Annotated in this window: 12 protein-coding genes; 5 read left to right on the top strand and 7 right to left on the bottom strand. The window is 70.9% G+C overall.

The window, feature by feature from the left end; translation table 11 throughout:
* Positions 1-50: 50 nt before the first annotated feature.
* On the bottom strand, positions 51-671 hold the full coding sequence (locus AB0E90_RS22785; RefSeq protein WP_360408877.1) for a DUF6230 family protein: 621 nt from the start codon (positions 669-671) through the stop codon (positions 51-53).
* Positions 672-1,112: 441 nt separating this feature from the next.
* Here AB0E90_RS22785 and AB0E90_RS22780 point away from each other — a divergent pair, with 441 nt between their 5' ends.
* The 3 genes from AB0E90_RS22780 to AB0E90_RS22770 are packed head-to-tail and all read left to right on the top strand — an operon-like array spanning position 1,113 to position 6,004.
* Positions 1,113-3,164 (top strand): transglycosylase domain-containing protein, encoded by a 2,052-nt coding sequence (locus AB0E90_RS22780; protein WP_360408874.1) that lies wholly within the window; start codon positions 1,113-1,115, stop codon positions 3,162-3,164.
* Positions 3,165-3,203: 39 nt separating this feature from the next.
* Entirely contained in the window at positions 3,204-4,088 is an 885-nt protein-coding gene (locus AB0E90_RS22775; RefSeq protein ID WP_360408871.1) for an ATP-binding protein, read from the top strand.
* Positions 4,085-6,004 (top strand): ATP-binding protein, encoded by a 1,920-nt coding sequence (locus AB0E90_RS22770; protein WP_360408868.1) that lies wholly within the window; start codon positions 4,085-4,087, stop codon positions 6,002-6,004. The genes AB0E90_RS22775 and AB0E90_RS22770 overlap by 4 nt, the downstream gene beginning before the upstream one ends.
* Here the strand turns inward: AB0E90_RS22770 and AB0E90_RS22765 are convergent.
* The 3 genes from AB0E90_RS22765 to AB0E90_RS22755 are packed head-to-tail and all read right to left on the bottom strand — an operon-like array spanning position 6,001 to position 10,852.
* Positions 6,001-8,607 (bottom strand): molybdopterin cofactor-binding domain-containing protein, encoded by a 2,607-nt coding sequence (locus AB0E90_RS22765; RefSeq protein ID WP_360408865.1) that lies wholly within the window; start codon positions 8,605-8,607, stop codon positions 6,001-6,003. The two genes, AB0E90_RS22770 and AB0E90_RS22765, sit on opposite strands and share 4 nt — an antisense overlap.
* Positions 8,604-9,383: an FAD binding domain-containing protein gene (locus AB0E90_RS22760; protein WP_360408862.1), complete on the bottom strand. Its 780-nt coding sequence runs from the start codon at positions 9,381-9,383 to the stop codon at positions 8,604-8,606. The genes AB0E90_RS22765 and AB0E90_RS22760 overlap by 4 nt, the downstream gene beginning before the upstream one ends.
* 53 nt (positions 9,384-9,436) lie before the next feature.
* Positions 9,437-10,852, bottom strand: coding sequence for a hypothetical protein (locus tag AB0E90_RS22755; protein WP_360408859.1), 1,416 nt, complete (start codon positions 10,850-10,852; stop codon positions 9,437-9,439).
* Positions 10,853-10,892: 40 nt separating this feature from the next.
* Here AB0E90_RS22755 and AB0E90_RS22750 point away from each other — a divergent pair, with 40 nt between their 5' ends.
* On the top strand, positions 10,893-12,101 hold the full coding sequence (locus tag AB0E90_RS22750; protein WP_360408856.1) for an APC family permease: 1,209 nt from the start codon (positions 10,893-10,895) through the stop codon (positions 12,099-12,101).
* Here the strand turns inward: AB0E90_RS22750 and AB0E90_RS22745 are convergent.
* Positions 12,082-12,843, bottom strand: coding sequence for an SGNH/GDSL hydrolase family protein (locus tag AB0E90_RS22745; protein WP_360408853.1), 762 nt, complete (start codon positions 12,841-12,843; stop codon positions 12,082-12,084). The two genes, AB0E90_RS22750 and AB0E90_RS22745, sit on opposite strands and share 20 nt — an antisense overlap.
* Before the next feature lie 99 nt (positions 12,844-12,942).
* Here AB0E90_RS22745 and AB0E90_RS22740 point away from each other — a divergent pair, with 99 nt between their 5' ends.
* Positions 12,943-13,890: a DUF4037 domain-containing protein gene (locus AB0E90_RS22740; protein WP_360408850.1), complete on the top strand. Its 948-nt coding sequence runs from the start codon at positions 12,943-12,945 to the stop codon at positions 13,888-13,890.
* Here the strand turns inward: AB0E90_RS22740 and AB0E90_RS22735 are convergent.
* Together AB0E90_RS22735 and AB0E90_RS22730 are read right to left on the bottom strand one after the other, a co-directional pair.
* Positions 13,887-14,552: a lysophospholipid acyltransferase family protein gene (locus tag AB0E90_RS22735; RefSeq protein WP_360408847.1), complete on the bottom strand. Its 666-nt coding sequence runs from the start codon at positions 14,550-14,552 to the stop codon at positions 13,887-13,889. The two genes, AB0E90_RS22740 and AB0E90_RS22735, sit on opposite strands and share 4 nt — an antisense overlap.
* Entirely contained in the window at positions 14,549-15,118 is a 570-nt protein-coding gene (locus AB0E90_RS22730; protein WP_360408844.1) for a TetR/AcrR family transcriptional regulator, read from the bottom strand. The genes AB0E90_RS22735 and AB0E90_RS22730 overlap by 4 nt, the downstream gene beginning before the upstream one ends.
* Positions 15,119-15,393 lie beyond the last annotated feature (275 nt).

Raw genomic sequence — 15,393 nt, 5'->3', positions numbered from 1 at the left:
TACGTGAAGAGGGCTCGCGGGAGCGTACCCGCGAGCCCTGCGTCAGATCACTAGCTGAAGCATTCCTGGCCGTTGCCGACGTACAGCTTCAGGCTCATGCCGGTCAGCTTGAACGTCGAAGCCGAGGTCGAGTACGCGACCTGCTTCAGGTTGTCGATCGTCACGCCGTCGGCCTGCTGGCCGAAGCTGCCCACCGCGCCGTGCTGGGCGGCCGGGCGGCCGTCCTTGGTCAGCGTGGACGCGTCCTGGCCGATGTCGATGTTGGTGAACGTGGCGTCACCACCGAGCTCGGACATGCCGATCAGCAGGTCGGAAGCCTCGACCGGCTTGCCGGCGTCCTTGCCGGCCTCGATGCGAAGAACGATCGGGCCTACCGCCACGGTCTGGCAGAGGTTGGTGATCGTCGCCGACTTGATGCCGGACATCGCGGCCGGAACCACGCTGCCGTCGGCCTTGCCGAGGGCGCCGCTGTACTGGGTGAAGCCGGTGCCTTCAAGCTTCGAGGCGGAAAGCTTGAACTGGGTGCCCGACACCGAGAAGCTGGCGGCAAGAGCGCCTGAGGCGACACCGGCGACAAGCGCGCCGGCAACCGCACCCGGGATGACTGCGGCGATGGCGAAGCGGCGCCAGTTGGTGCGCCCTTCCCCCTGACCGCTCAGCGCATCCTTCACGAATCCTCCTATTAATGAGACGGCTCGCAGGGCCCACCGCCATGGGTCTCGCATCGACGGGCGACCCTGTCGATCAAGTGCTGGCGGTGAGGTCCGTCGATGCCGTCGTTTACGTGCGGGAAATGTTGCCGCCCCAGGTCACGGACTACAAGTGGCTGGGCTACCAGTCAGTAACCCAGGTCACCGGATTCTGCTGACGCAGAGTGATGTTGATCATCGTGAGTCGCGGATTTCTATCCCTAATCTGGACAGATCGATAGCGGATGTCCGGTGTGATCGTCACCACGTGTATAGGGCGTGCGGAAGGTTACGGATCGGTAACGAAACCCAGCGAGATCTCAGATTTCGGTGCTACGGACTGAATGGCCTATGTCAGAAAGGACCCACCGGATGATCCAGCCACCCCCCGGCCCCACACCCGGACGTCGACGCCGAGGCGCCATGGCCCGGTTGAGCGGCGTACTGGTGCTGGTCGGCATCCTCGTGGGGGTGGCGGCGATCCCGGCCGGCACCCTCGTCCTCGCCGGCACGCACTGGGCCGACAAGCAGAAGGACGAGCTGCCCGCCCAGCTGCTCACCCCGGCGAGCGCCCAGGTCACCCGGGTCTACGCGAACGACGGCAAGACGCTGATCACGATGTTCTACGACGAGGACCGGCACGACGTGGCGCTGGGGCAGATCTCCCAGGTCATGCAGAACGCCATCGTCGCGGCCGAGGACGTGCGGTTCTTCGAGCACGGCGGCGTCGACGTCAAGGGCGTCGCCCGCGCGCTGGTCAACGACGCCCGGGCCGGCACCGCCGAGCAGGGCGCCTCCACGCTGACCATGCAGTACGTGCGCAACGTGCTCAAGGAGGACCCGACCCTGACCGCGGCGGAGCGGGCCGCCGCGACCGCGGACACCCCGGCGCGCAAGCTTCAGGAGATCAAGTACGCGATCGCCGTCGAGCAGAAGCTCTCCAAGCAGCAGATCCTGCAGAACTACCTGAACATCGTGTATTTCGGTGACGGCGCCTACGGCATCGAGGCGGCCGCCCGGCGGCTGTTCGGCACCACCCCGGCCAAGCTCGACCTGGCCCAGGCCGCCCTGATCGCCGGCATCACGCAGTCGCCGGACGCCTACAACCCGGTCAGCACCGGCTCCCAGACCAAGGCCAAGGCCCGCCAGGAGTACGTCCTGGGCGCCATGGAGAAAGCCGGCCTGATCACCGCCGCGCAGCACCAGGCCGCCACCGCCGAGAAGCTGAAGTACACCGGTAAGACCCAGCCCAACGGCTGCGTGGACGCGGCCGGCAAGGCCAACGGGTGGGGTTTCTTCTGCGACTACGTGCAGCGCTGGTGGGACCAGCAGACGCAGTTCGGCACGACCACCGCCGAGCGGGACACCGCGCTGCGCCGGGGCGGCTACACGATCGTCACCACGCTCGACCCGGACGTGCAGAAACAGGCGTCCGAGCAGTCCCGCTCGGTCTACGGCCTGGACAGCAAGAAGGTCGCGCCGATCGCGGCGGTCCAGGCCGGCACCGGCAAGGTCCTCGCCCTGGCGGTCAACCGTAGATATTCCACCGCTAAAGGCACCCAGAACACGGTTAATCCCCTGGTCAGTGGTGGTGGGGGAGTGAACGGCTATCCGTACGGGTCGACCTTCAAGATGTTCACCATGCTGGCCGCGCTGGAAGCCGGAATGCCGCTGAACACCGGCTTCGACTCACCGGCGAAGTATCAGAGCGGCTATGCCGACAGCGGGCCGGGCAACTGCAACGGCTACTACTGCCCCGGCAACGCCAACCCCAGCTGGATGGACGGCTACCGCACCATGTGGAACGGGTTCGGCCGCTCGGTGAACACGTACTTCGTGCACCTGGAGGAGCAGGTCGGCTCGGCCGCGGTGGTGGACATGGCGAAGAAGCTCGGCATCAGCTTCGCCGCCAAGACCGACGCCGACATGGCCGAGAACAGCGCCGACGCCTGGGGTTCGTTCACCCTCGGGGTCATCGACACCACCCCGCTGGAGATGGCCGCGGCCTACGCGACGGTCGCGTCGGAGGGCACCTACTGCTCGCCGCTGCCGGTCGACTCGATCACCGGCTCGGACGGCAAGAAGGTCACCGTCGCGACCAACTGCAAGCAGGTGCTCGACGCCGACGTGGCCCGGGCCGCCACCGACGCGGCCCGCTGCCCGGTGGGCCAGCAGAGCAGCTACGGCAAGTGCGACGGCGGCACCGCGACCCAGGTCAACTCGATCTTCGGGGGCAGCCCGGTGGCCGGCAAGACCGGCAGCACCGAGGACAACACGACCGAGTCGTTCGTCGGTTTCACCCGCAACGCGGTAGTGGCCGGCATCGCCGCCGACCCGAAGAACCCGTCGAACAAGGTGGGCAGCGCGATCCAGGCCCAGGTGATCGTGGCGGTGGGCAAGACGCTGCGCACCGCATCGGGAGACGACTATCCCGACTTCACCCCGCCCAGCACTGAGATCGCCTTCGGCGGCTGAATTCTCAGACAAGGGTGGTCACCTGCCGAAATTATTCAGGTGACCACCCAGGAGCAGGAGCGGATCGCCGCGCTGCACGAGTACCGCCTGCTCGACCTGCCCGCGGGTGACGAACTCGAGGCGGTCGTCCGGGTGGCCGCGATGGTCGCCGGCGTGCCCAACGCCACCCTCAACCTGATCGACGAGAACCGGCAGTGCCAGCTCACCTCGTTCGGCTTCGAGGGCGGCATTTCGGCGCGCGCCGACTCGATGTGCGCGGTGCACTTCGAGAAGGGCGATCTCGTCGTGCGGGCGGACGCCGCCGACCCGATCTTCCGGATCAACCCCTGGGTCACCGGCGAGCTGGGCGACAGCCAGGCGACGACCTGGATCGCCTCGGCGAAACGTGCGGTCGGCCGGATGTCCGGCCTGATCACCTCGCTGCTGTCGTACGCGCAGGCGGGCAACGCGCCCTGCCGTTTCGAGGCGGTCCGCCTCGGCGAGGTGGTCGACCTGGCACTGTGCGACCTGAACCCGCGGATCGACGGGGCCGAGATCACCGTCGACGACCTGCCGGAGCTCGACTGCGACCCCACCCTCATCCGGCAGCTGCTGCAGAACCTCATCGGCAACTCGCTGAGGTACCGCCACCTGGACCGCACCTGCCGCATCCGGATCGGCGCCCGCAGCTACGGCGCCGCGTGGGTGGTCTCGATCGCCGACAACGGCCGCGGCATCCCGGCCGACCAGCGCGACCGCGTCTTCGAGATGTTCGCCCAGGTCGACCCGGCCGCCCGCACCGGGCACGGCGTCGGCCTGTCCACCTGCCAGCGGATCGTCGGCCGGCACGGCGGCCGGATCACCGCCACCGAGACGCCGGGCGGCGGCACCACGGTCACCTTCACCCTGCCGGCCATGGCGCCCGTCGCGGCGGCCCGCCGATGAACCTCCGGCAACGCGTCGCGGGCAGTTTCGCCGTGCTGTGCGCCCTCTTCCTCGCCCTCGTGACGATGCAGCTGATCGTCGGCGACCGGTTGCAGGCCGCGCACGCGGAGCGGATCGCGCGGATCGAGTGGATGCTCGACTCCAACCGCTTGGTGCTGCAGTACATGACGGACGCCGAGACCGGCGTGCGCGGCTTCCAGCTGACCGGCGACAAGGCATATCTCACGCCGTACGACAGCGGCCGTTCCGGCGCGTTCGCCGAGATGACCCTGCTGTCCGCCCGGGCCGACAACGACAGCATCGAGAGCCTGGTCGGCGACGAGCGCGCGGCCGTGGACCAGTGGCTCTACGGTTACGCCATCCCGATCGTCAACGCCGGGGTGGCGGACGCCGACGCCGGCCGGGCCGCCCGGGGCAAGACGCTCTTCGACGACCTGCGCACCGCCAACGCCGCGGTGACCCAGGCGATCGACGTCGAGCACGCCGCGATGGTCGCCGACGACCGGCAGAGCACCAACCGGGCGCAGTTGTTCTTCGCCGGCCTCGCCCTGCTCGTGCTGATCATCGGGCTCGGTATCGCCTATCTGCACCAGCGGCACCTGATGCAACCGGTCGAGCACATCCGGCACACCCTGCGCCGGCTCGCCGACGGTGAGCGCGGCGCCCGCGCCGAGGAGGCCGGACCGGCCGAGATGCGCGCGGTCATCGGCACCCTGAACGACCTGGCCGGCGAGATCGAGCGGCTGCTCACCGCCGAGCAGGCCCGGACCAGCATCGGCGAGCTGCGCCAGCGGGTCGTGGCCGAGATGCGTACCGAGCGGGAGGACCCGGCCGAGACCGGCCGCCGGGTGGTCCGGATGATCGGCGCGGCACTCGGCGCCGAGCTCGTCTACGGCCGGTCCACCGTCGTGCCCGGCGCGAGCCTCACCGTGAGCTGGCCGCCGGACGCCCCGGCCCTGGACGCCGAGATCATCCGGCGGATGCGGTCCGCGCAGCCGGGCAAGGCCCGCGACGTGCCCGGAATGCCGGGCGGACTCGCGGTGGCGCTCACCGGCGAGCACGACTGCCCGCCGGGGCTGGTGCTGGTGTGCCGCCCGGACCGGCCGGACTGGACCCCGGACGAGCGGGCGGTGCTGGCCGGGCTGGGCCGCGACATCGACCACGCGATCCGGCAGCAGCGCCTCGCCCTGCACCAGTCGCGCCTGATCCGGGAGCTGCGCGTGCTCGACGAGCAGAAGGACGTGTTCGTCTCGACCGTGACGCACGAGCTGCGGACGCCGCTGACCAGCATCCTCGGCTACGCCGAGATGCTCACCGAGGAGGAGCTCACGCCGATGCAGGAGCGCGGCCTGACCGCGATCCTGCGCAACGCCCATCGCCTGCAGGCGACCGTGGCCGACCTGCTGCTGCTGGACCGGGCCAACGAGCGGATCGACGCCGAGCCGGCGCCGGTCGACCTGGCCGCCATGATCACCGGCGTGCACGACGAGCTGGCGGCCACCGCGCACACCAAGAACGTGGACAGCGTGCTCGAGGTCGACGAGGCCTGGGTGCGCGGAGACAGCGTTCAGCTGGAACGGGCGCTGCGCAAGCTGATCGACAACGCGATCAAGTTCACGCCGGCCGGCGGCCGGTTCGAGCTGCGGCTGTCCGCGGACGGGCCGAACGCCGTCGTCACGATCACCGACACCGGCATGGGCATCCCGGTCGACGACCTGCCCGGCCTGTTCACCCCGTTCCACCGGGCCACCAACGCGATGAACCAGGCGGTCCAGGGCACCGGCCTCGGCCTGGCGATCGTCCGCAACATCGTGACCGAGCACGGCGGCACCGTCGCGGTCCGTTCCGAGGTCGGCGAGGGCTCCACCTTCACGATCGTGCTGCCCGCCCTGGAGACAGCAGCGGTTCGGCTCTAACGGTCCAGGCCGGCCCAGATGCGGTCGCGGGTGAACGGCAGGTCGGTGTAGCGGATCCCGGTGGCGTCGCGCAGCGCGTTGGCCATCGCCGGGGAGACCGGGTTGAACGGGCTCTCGCTCATCGACTTGGCGCCCAGCGGCCCGATCGCGTCGTCGGTCTCGGCGAACAGCACCTCGGTGTGCGGGGTGTCGGCGAACGTGGGCAGGTGGTACTGCCGGAACCCGGTCGTGGTGACCCGGCCCTCCGCGTCGAGGTCGACGTGCTCGGCCAGGGTCGCGCCGAGCGCCTGCGCGACGCCGCCCTCGATCTGGCCCCGCAGCTGAAGCGGGTTCATCACGGTGCCGGCGTCGGCGCTGTGCACGCTGCCGAGGATCCGCGTCTCGCCGGTGTGCGGGTCGACCGCGACCCGGAACCACTGCGCGTTGAACGCCACCGACCGGGGCGTGCCGTCGAAGCTGCCCTGACCGGTGAGCGGCCGGGCGGCCCGGGCCGCGATCTCCTTGAGAGTGAGCTCGTCCGGCTCGGTGCCGCCGGCCGCCTTGAGGATGACCTCGTGCAGGGCCTGCGCCGCGCGCAGCACCGCCTTACCCGCCACCACCACCCCGGTCGAGGCGAACGCGCCGGTGTCGTGCCGCACCACGTCGGTGTCGGACTGGCGCACGGTGATCCGGTCCGCCGTGGTGCGCAGCACGTCCGCGGCGATCTGGGCGTGCACGGTGGTGCTGCCGTTGCCGAACTCGGCGGTGCCGACCGCGAGCTCGAACCGGCCGTCCGGCAGCAGGGTGACGGTGGCGTCGGCGAAGTGGCCGCCGGGCGGGCCGGCCGCGATCATCGCGATCGCCATGCCGTCGCCGACCAGCCAGCCGGCCGGCGCCGGCGGCGCGGGCGCCTCGGCCGCCGCCCGGATGTGCGCGAGGCACTGGTCCAGGCCGTAACTGGCGATCGAGAGGTCCTCGACGTGATCACCGGGGGCGAGCAGCGGCTCGCCCGCCCGGACGATGTTGCGTTCGCGCAGCACGATCGGGTCGAGACCGAGCAGCCGGGCCAGCTCGTCGAGCACCGACTCGATGGCGAACGTGGTCTGGCCGAGGCCGTAGCCGCGGAACGCGCCGGCCGGGACGGAGTTGGTGTAGACGCAGAACGCGTCGGTCTTCTTGTTGTCGCAGCGGTAGACGGCCAGCGACTCGTGGCAGCCGTGGAACATCACCGACGGGCCGTGGTTGCCGTACGCGCCGGTATTGACCAGGACCTTGAGTTGCAGCGCGGTGAGGGTGCCGTCGGCCCTGGCCCCGGCCTTCAGGGTCACCTCGAAGGGGTGCCGGGTGGTGGCGCCGGTGAACTGCTCGGCCCGGGTGTATTCCAGCTTGACCGGCCGGCCCAGCCGGAGCACGGCCAGCGCGACCAGGTCCTCGACGAGCATCTCCTGCTTGCCGCCGAAGCCGCCGCCGACCCGCCCGGCGATCACCCGCACCTTCTCGGCGGGCAGGTCGAACAGGTCGGCGACCGCCCGCCGGGTCAGGAACGGGGTCTGCGTGCTGCTGCGGATCACCAGCCGGCCGAGGTCGTCGAGCCAGCCGACCGCGCCGTGCGTCTCCAAGCTGGCGTGCTGCACCCGGGCGGTGGTGAAGGTCTGCTCGTAGACCGCGGCGGCCTCGGCGAACCCGGCCTCGACGTCGCCCATCTCGGCGTGCAGCTCGCCGATCACGTTGCGGTCGACGCCGTGCAGCTCCGGAGCGCCGGGCGCCATCGCCGCCGCGGTCGTGAATACGGCGGGCAACGGGTCATATTCGACGTTGATCGCCCGGCAGCCGGCCTCGGCGGCCGCCTCCGACGTCGCGACCACGGCGGCGACCCGCTGGCCGACGTAGCGGACCACCTCGTCGAGAACGCGGGTGTCGGCCGGGTCCTCCTCCACCCGCTCGTGCTGGGCGGTGGAAAACAGCTTGCCCGGGTCGTCGGCGTGGGTGAAGACTGCCACCACACCGGGGACGGCGAGAGCGGCCTCGGTGGCGATCGCGGCGATGCGTGCATGGGAGACCGTCGCCCGCAGCACCTTCATGTGCAGCACCCCGGGCACGTCCAGGTCGAACGTGTAACGGGCGGTGCCGGTCACCACCTGCGGTCCGGCCGGGGCGCCCAGACTCGCGCCCACCGCCGTGCCCGCGGGTGGCTCGCACGTGTTCACCACGCCGGCCACCGCGTCGGCGATGGCGCGATAACCCGTACACCGACAGAGATTTCCCTTGAAAGAGCGGGGGAGGTCGGCCTTCTGCGCATCGGTGAGCGCGGCCGTCGTCATGATCAGACCGGCGGTGCAGAAGCCGCACTGGAAGCCCTGCGCGTCGAGGAACGCCTGCTGAACCGGGTGCAGGCCGTCCGGGTCGGCCAGCCCCTCGACGGTGGTGATCGTCTTGTCGGCCGCCCGGAACGCCGGGTAGACGCAGGAATGCACCGGCTTGCCGTCGACGTGCACCGTGCAGGCGCCGCAGTCGCCGGTGTCGCAGCCCTTCTTGACCCCGAAACAGCCCTCCTCGCGCAGGTAGGTGCGCAGGCACTGGCCGGGCCGGGGCGCGCGGTCGTGCTCGGTTCCGTTGATCTTCATGCGGCCAGCTCCTGCCGGATCTCCTCGGCATAAAGCCTGGTCAGATGGCGTCGCCAGGCGGGTAGTCCGTGGATGTCGTTGACGTAGGCGTCGTGCGGGATGCGCTCGGACAGCGCGATCTGCACGACCTCGGCGTTCGGCATGGTCGGGAAGCGGAGGACGTATGGGCGTTTTGTCGCGGCGGTCACGGCCAGGACCATGCCCTCGGCTTTTCGCCGGCCGATCAAGAGCACACCCGAGCGGCCGTACGGATGGAGCGAGCCCTGCCGCAGCGCGAAATCCGCCGTCAGCGCGGACATCGGGATCGTGATCGAGCGCAGCAGCTCGCCGTCCTCGAGAACCGTCGTGCCGTCGCCGGTCACGAAGTCGGCCACCGGCACCTCGCGGCTGCCGTCCGGCCCCAGCACCAGGCACACGCCGTCGAGCGCCGACCCGAGCGAGATCATCGGACCGGCCGGCAACGCCGCGCACAGGTTCCCGCCGACCGTGGCCACGTTCCAGATCTTGAAGGACGCCAGGAACGCCTGGCAACATTTCAGGGCGATCGGATAGTCGCTCGCGGCCAGCTCGGCGATCGTGCAGGTGGCCGCGATCTCCAGCGTGTCGTCGCGCAGGGTGAGCGCCGGCCAGCCCGAGGCGGTGAGGTCGAGCAGACGGCTCAGGTGCGGCCGGGGCTCCCCGAACAGCGCGGTGCCGCCGCCCAACCAGGCGTCACCAGGGCGCCATTGGCCCACCTCGGCGGGGCTGATCACTTCGGCAACGGTGTTCAGATCCACATAAGCACGCTACGCGGAATGTGTTTCAGATCTTTGCACTCGGCCCTTTGCGTTTACCGCAGGATCAGCACCGTGAGCACGACGGAGAGCAACCACGCCCCGTAGAGCGGCACCGGCCGGCGCGGCACCTCGACGACCGGCGGCGGAGGCAGCGGCCGGATCGCGAACGACTGATTACGGGCCTCGCGCAACGCGGCCACCAGCTGGTCGGCGCTGCGCTGACTCTCCGGCGACGGCCACGGCGGCGGAACCGGCACGGTCAGCACCGACTCGCCCGCGGTCAGCAGCACCGTTCCGGCGTCGTCGTGCACCACCGCGCTGTCGGTCGCCCATGGTTGCCGGTCCGGCCCGCGGAAACCCACGGCGGCCACCCCGCCCGCATGCCAGCGTAGGCGCGGGCGCAGCTGGGTGCGCCAGCCGAACTCGTACGCCGCGGCCGCCGCCACCGCCGCGACCGCGCCCAGCGCGGCCGCCGGCAGCCCGGCCAGCTGGGCCAGCTCACCCGCGCCGAGCGAGCCACCGAGGCCGATCGCGATGGTGGCGCCCCACGCGCGCGGCGGCGCGATCCGGTGTTCCCGGGGCTCGAACGCGTCCACCCGGTCGGCCGGCAGCAGCGCCTCCGGGTCGACCAGCTGCTCCTCGTCGTCCTCGACCTCGCGCGGCAGCCCCTGCACCGCGTCGTAGGCCACCTCGATCACCGCGCCGACCGGGCCGACCGGCACGTGCACCCGGCCCGCCACCTCGACCGTGCACCAGCCACCCGGGCGCGGATCGCCGTAGAGCGTGCCCGGCAGCGTGTGCGGCTCGTCGTCGTCCGGCGGCGCGTCCTCGGCCACGTCGAACGCGAACTCCCGGGCCAGCACCCCACCCGGCTCCGGCATCAGGATGTGCACGTAACCCGGTTGCTCGACCACGCGGACCGTGTACATCGGCTGGGCGGTGCCGAACAGCTTGCGCAGCTGCGCACGGTGCGTCACGGCCCGGGCGGTCAGGGCGCAGCCCAGCCCGAACACCGCGATCACCGCGGCGAGCCACGGGACGCCCGCCTTTTCGATCAGCACGGCCACGAAGACGGCCATCGCCAGGGTGAGCAGCGAATAGCCGGCGACCTCGGCCGGGACGGCCACGTGCGGCAGCCCCTTCGGGGCCGGGGGCGGCCGGAGCGGGACCGGAGCGGTCAGCGGGGAACGGTCACGGCGGGTGATGGCAATGCAGATCAGCGCGTACGCCCATCCGACCAGAGCCGCGGGCGGCGAGCCGGCCAGGGACGTCCAGACGACCGCGGCGAGCACCCCGCCCCACGCCGCCGCGCCGCGGTGGGCGTACGCCATCAGAGCCGGCGCGATCAGCGCCCCGAGGCCGACCCACCGGGCCTGTGGCGAGGGATCGCCGGGCCCGCCGAGCACACCGAAGAGCAGCAGGAACGCCGCCACCCCGGTGACCGGCACGAGCCCCTCGACGCGCAGCATGCCTCTATGGTCGCCAAGGACCGTGCGCCAGGGAGGCCGAATGACCGAGCTCAGCCGGAGACTCGGCACCCGCGACGCGGTGATGGTCGGGCTGGGCGCGATGCTCGGCGCCGGCGTCTTCGCCTCGTTCGCGCCGGCCGCGCACGCGGCCGGCGGCTGGCTGCTGCTGTCGCTCGCTCTCGCCGCGGCGGTGGCCTACTGCAACGCCACGTCGTCGGCCCGGCTGGCGGCGCGCTATCCGCAGAGCGGCGGCACCTACGTGTACGGGCGGGAACGCCTCGGCCCGTTCTGGGGCTATCTGGCCGGCTGGACGTTCGTGGTCGGGAAGACCGCCTCGTGCGCGGCGATGGCGCTGACCTTCGCGGCGTACGCGGCGCCCGGCTTCGAGCGCCCGGTCGCGGTGGCCGCCGTGCTCGGCCTGACCGCACTGAACCTGTTCGGCGTGCAGCGATCGGTGCAAGTCACGTACGTCATCGTGGTCGTTGTTCTGGCCGTTCTCGCGGCCGTCGCCGGTTCCGCCGCGTTCCATCTGCATCTCTCGGGCTTCGGTGGCGGCCTGCGTCCGTTCGGCGTTCTGGAAGGCGCCGGGCTGCTGTTTTTCGCGTTCGCCGGCTATGCCCGCATCGCGACGCTGGGGGAGGAGGTCCGTGACCCGGCCCGGACCATCCCGCGTGCCGTGGCCATCTCGCTGACCGTCGTCCTGGTCGTCTACGCCCTGGTCGCCTTCGCCGTCCTGGCCGTCCTCGGCCCCGCGCGCCTCGCCGCCTCCGCCTCGCCGCTCGCCGACGCCGCGCCCGGCTGGCTCGGGCCGGTCGTCCGGGCCGGCGCGGCGGTGGCCTCGCTCGGCGCCCTGCTGGCCCTCATCCTCGGGGTGTCGCGGACCGGGCTGGCGATGGCCCGGGACGGCTACCTGCCCCGGGCGCTGGCCGCGGTGGACGCCCGCTCCGCGGTCCCGCGCCGGGCCGAACTCGCCGTCGGCGTGCTGGTCGCGGTGCTGGTCGCGACCGTGAACTTGCGCGGCGCGATCGGCTTCTCGTCGTTCGGCGTGCTGCTCTACTACGCCATCGCCAACGCCGCCTGCATCTCGCTCACCCGGTCGGCCTGCACGTCTGCCCGGGTCATTGCCTGCGCCGGACTGGCCGGCTGCCTGCTGCTCGCCTGCACGCTGCCATGGCGATCGGTGCTGATCGGCGGCGCGGTCGTCGCCGCCGGAGTGCCGTTGTTTTTCGCTAGCCGACGTTCGCGGTGATCGCGCGGTACCAGTTCGCGGCCATCTTGCGGTAGCCGAGGTCGTTGGGGTGGTCGCGGTTGCGCATGTCCAGGCCCTGGATCCGGCTCTGGTCGACCAGGTGGAAACGGGGGCCCTTGCGCGCCACGATCCGGGCGACCGCCGCGTTGTAGGTCACGGTGCGCCTCATCCGGGTGCCGACCTCACGGAAGTCGGCGATCCCGACGATCTCGGCGACGAAGACCTCGGTTTCGGGCCGCTCGGCCGCGATCCGGTCCAGCAGTCGGTCGAGGTGGCGTGCGGCGCCGGGGACGTGGTGAACCATGTCGTTGGTGCCGATGTGCAGCAGGATCACGTCCGGGCGGTAGGTGTCCAGCCAGTCGTCGATGTGGTCGGTCAGTTCGGCGATCGTCCAGCCCTGGTGACCTTCGTTGTCGGGGTCCGCGCCCCGGCCGGACCGCATCGAGCCGACGTAGTCGATGTTCAGTCCGGCGGCGGCGAGCCGGCGATGGAGTGTGCTGCGGTAACCGTCGAGAGTCCTCGAGCCGATGCCGTAGGTGATCGAGTCGCCCAGTGGCATCACGCGCAGCGGGCGCTGTTTCCCCGGTTCCTCGTCGGCCGGGCTTGCGGCGGATACCGGTTTCGCGGCGAATACCGGTTTCGCGGCGAATGTCGGCGTCGCGGCGGATGTCGGCGTCGCCGCGCCGATCACGGCGAGTAGGCCTGCCAGCGTCGCGAGACGCAACCGGCGGTTACTGATCATCACGGCCCCGTCAGATCGGTGTCGGTGTGGGCGTGATTTACGTTTCACCCCCGTTTGCCACCGGAGACGCACCGGCTGTGCGGTGGTACCTCTGGTGTGATGAACGGGATCTCGCTCGCGCGGCAGTTCTACCTCTCGCAGGTCCAGCCCGGCCTGGCCTCGGTGCCGCACGCGGCGGCGCTGCTCGGCCCGGGGTCGGAGGTTCTCGGGTACGACGACGAGGTGTCGCCGGACCACGATTTCGGACCTCGCGTCCAGGTCTTCTACATCGATCGCGACACCGTTGGAGAATTCTTCGTCCAGCTGTTGGGGTTCGATCCCGGCGCGGGGGTCTCCGTCGCGGACTGGCTGCTCACGCCCACCCAACTGCTCGCGAGCCTCACCCGGGGCGCCGTCTTCCACGACCCGGCCGACACGCTGCACCGGCGGCGGGCGGCCCTCGAGTGGTACCCGGACGACGTCTGGCGCTATGCCCTCGCGGCCGGCTGGCTGAAGGTGTCGCAGGAGGAGGCCTTCGTCGGGCGCACCGGCTCGACCGGGGACACTCTGGGCTCGCGCCTGCTGGCCGCCCGGCTAGCCCGGGAGATGGTCCGGCTCAGCTTCCTGATCTCCCGGCGCTGGGCGCCCTACGCCAAATGGCTCGGCCGCGCCTTCCGGGAACTACCCCTCGCCGCCCAGGTGGGGCCACAGCTGACGGCCGCGCTTTCCGCGGCGTCGTGGCGCGAGCGAGAAGATGCCCTGTGTACGGCCGGGAGTGTGCTCGCCGCCGCCACGAACGAGCTCGGGCTGTGCCCGGCGCTGGATCCGTCGCCGCGACAGTTCTATAACCGGGACATCAGAGTTCTGCAGGCCGAGCGCTACACGATCGCCCTCGCCGCCGAGATCACCGACCCTTCGTTGCGGGCCGTTCTGGAACACTTCGGTGTCCGTCATGGAACGATCCCGCGGCTGCCCGGCACCATCGACCAGGCGCTCGACTCCACCGACCTGCTCGGCGACCCCGCGCTGTTCCGCGCGGCCGCCCCGATGCTCGGCTTGACCCGTTAGCCGGCGGAGAGCTCGTTGTATTCGTCCGCCACTTGCTGGCCGGAGAGCGCGGCGATGGCCGCCATGATCTCGTCGGTGGCCTGACGCCGGGCCGGCCCCTGCTTGCCGTCCGCCGGGGGAGTGAACCGCAGCGGCTCGCCGAAGTGCGCGACGACCTTGCCCGGCCGGGGGAACCGCGCACCCACCGGCTGGATGCGATCGGTGCCGACGAGCGCAACCGGCACGACCGGCGCTCCCGATGCGATGGCGAGCCAGGCCACCCCCGTCCGCCCGCGATAGAGCCGCCCGTCTCGAGACCGGCTTCCCTCCGGATGAATGCCGAACACCCCGCCGTCCTTCAGCAGCCGCAGCGCGACCTCCAGCGATTCCTGAGCGGCCCGATAACCGCCGCGCGGCACCGGAATGGCATCGATCCCGGTCAGGAAGTTGCGGGTCGCCCACTGCTTCGGGCCGCCGTGTTGGAAATACTCCTGCTTCGCGATGAACGAGACCCGCCGCGGCGTCATCAGCGGAATGAGGAAACTGTCGAGGAACGACAGATGATTGGCCGCGAGAATGACCGGCCCACTGCGCGGCACATGCTCGGCGCCATGCACCTCGGGCCGGAAAGCGACCCGGCTGACCGGCAGCAGAATCGATCGCAGAGCGGTGGCGAGCATCATGCGGTCACCTTTCCCAGATGGGTTTCGACGGCGGCGACCAGAAGCGGCTCCGGATCGTCGAGACCGGTCACCACCTGCAGCGTTCCCCAATGCCAGAGCTGCGCGATGCCATGCAGGGCCGCCCACAGGGCCGCCGCCTGGGCAGTGGGTTGCGCTCGGCCGGCCCGCTTCAGCATCTCCACGAGTACGCCGAACAGAGGCGTGCTCTCCTCCCGAAGCCCGATATTGTTACCGCGCAGCAGATCGTGCCGGAACATGAGCGCGAACATCCCCGGCTCGTCCCGCGCGAACGTGACATATTGTCGCCCGAGCGCAAGCAGTGCCTCCCGCGGCTCCGCATCGTGATCCCCGATGGTCGCCGCGACGAGCCCACCGAGTTTCCGATACCCCTCGCGCGCAATAGCCGCGAGAAGCGCCTGGTGAGTCGGAAAATACCGCCGGGGCGCCCCATGCGAGACCCCGGCCCGCCGAGCAATCTCCCGAAGCGAAAGCGCACCACTCCCAGCCTCGGCAAGCAGCTCAACCCCCGCCGCCACCAGCCGCCGCTCCAGATCCCCCGAAGACATAGACAGTGTCTACCAGCCACGGGTAGACACTGTCTACCTCCCGGCGCCCCTCACCCTCCTGCCCTCCGGCAGCCCACGCGCGCACACCCGTGCCGCCTTCCGGCCCTTCGCGCACTTCTTCCTCGCGCGTCTGCGTCGCTTTCCGGCCCTTCGGCATGCCTCTTCCTCGCGCGTCTGCGCCGCTTTCCGGCCCCTTCGCGCACCTCTTCCTCGCGTGTCCGCGCCGCTTTCCGGCCCTTCGGCACGCCCCCTTCCTCGCGCGTCTGCGCCGCTTT

The sequence above is a fragment of the Actinoplanes sp. NPDC026619 genome (assembly GCF_040638295.1).
Taxonomy (GTDB): Bacteria; Actinomycetota; Actinomycetes; order Mycobacteriales; family Micromonosporaceae; genus Actinoplanes.
Note: the sequence above shows the minus strand (reverse complement) of the source record. Positions and strands in the feature narration are given on the sequence as shown.

Coding starts and splice junctions, on each gene's coding strand:
- AB0E90_RS22780 (WP_360408874.1), top strand. CDS start 1,113: ATGGCCCGGTTGAGCGGCGTACTGGTGCTGGTCGGCATCCTCGTGGGG.
- AB0E90_RS22770 (WP_360408868.1), top strand. CDS start 4,085: ATGAACCTCCGGCAACGCGTCGCGGGCAGTTTCGCCGTGCTGTGCGCC.
- AB0E90_RS22765 (WP_360408865.1), bottom strand. CDS start 8,607: ATGAAGATCAACGGAACCGAGCACGACCGCGCGCCCCGGCCCGGCCAG.
- AB0E90_RS22755 (WP_360408859.1), bottom strand. CDS start 10,852: ATGCTGCGCGTCGAGGGGCTCGTGCCGGTCACCGGGGTGGCGGCGTTC.
- AB0E90_RS22750 (WP_360408856.1), top strand. CDS start 10,893: ATGACCGAGCTCAGCCGGAGACTCGGCACCCGCGACGCGGTGATGGTC.
- AB0E90_RS22745 (WP_360408853.1), bottom strand. CDS start 12,843: ATGATCAGTAACCGCCGGTTGCGTCTCGCGACGCTGGCAGGCCTACTC.
- AB0E90_RS22740 (WP_360408850.1), top strand. CDS start 12,943: ATGAACGGGATCTCGCTCGCGCGGCAGTTCTACCTCTCGCAGGTCCAG.
- AB0E90_RS22735 (WP_360408847.1), bottom strand. CDS start 14,552: ATGATGCTCGCCACCGCTCTGCGATCGATTCTGCTGCCGGTCAGCCGG.
- AB0E90_RS22730 (WP_360408844.1), bottom strand. CDS start 15,118: ATGTCTTCGGGGGATCTGGAGCGGCGGCTGGTGGCGGCGGGGGTTGAG.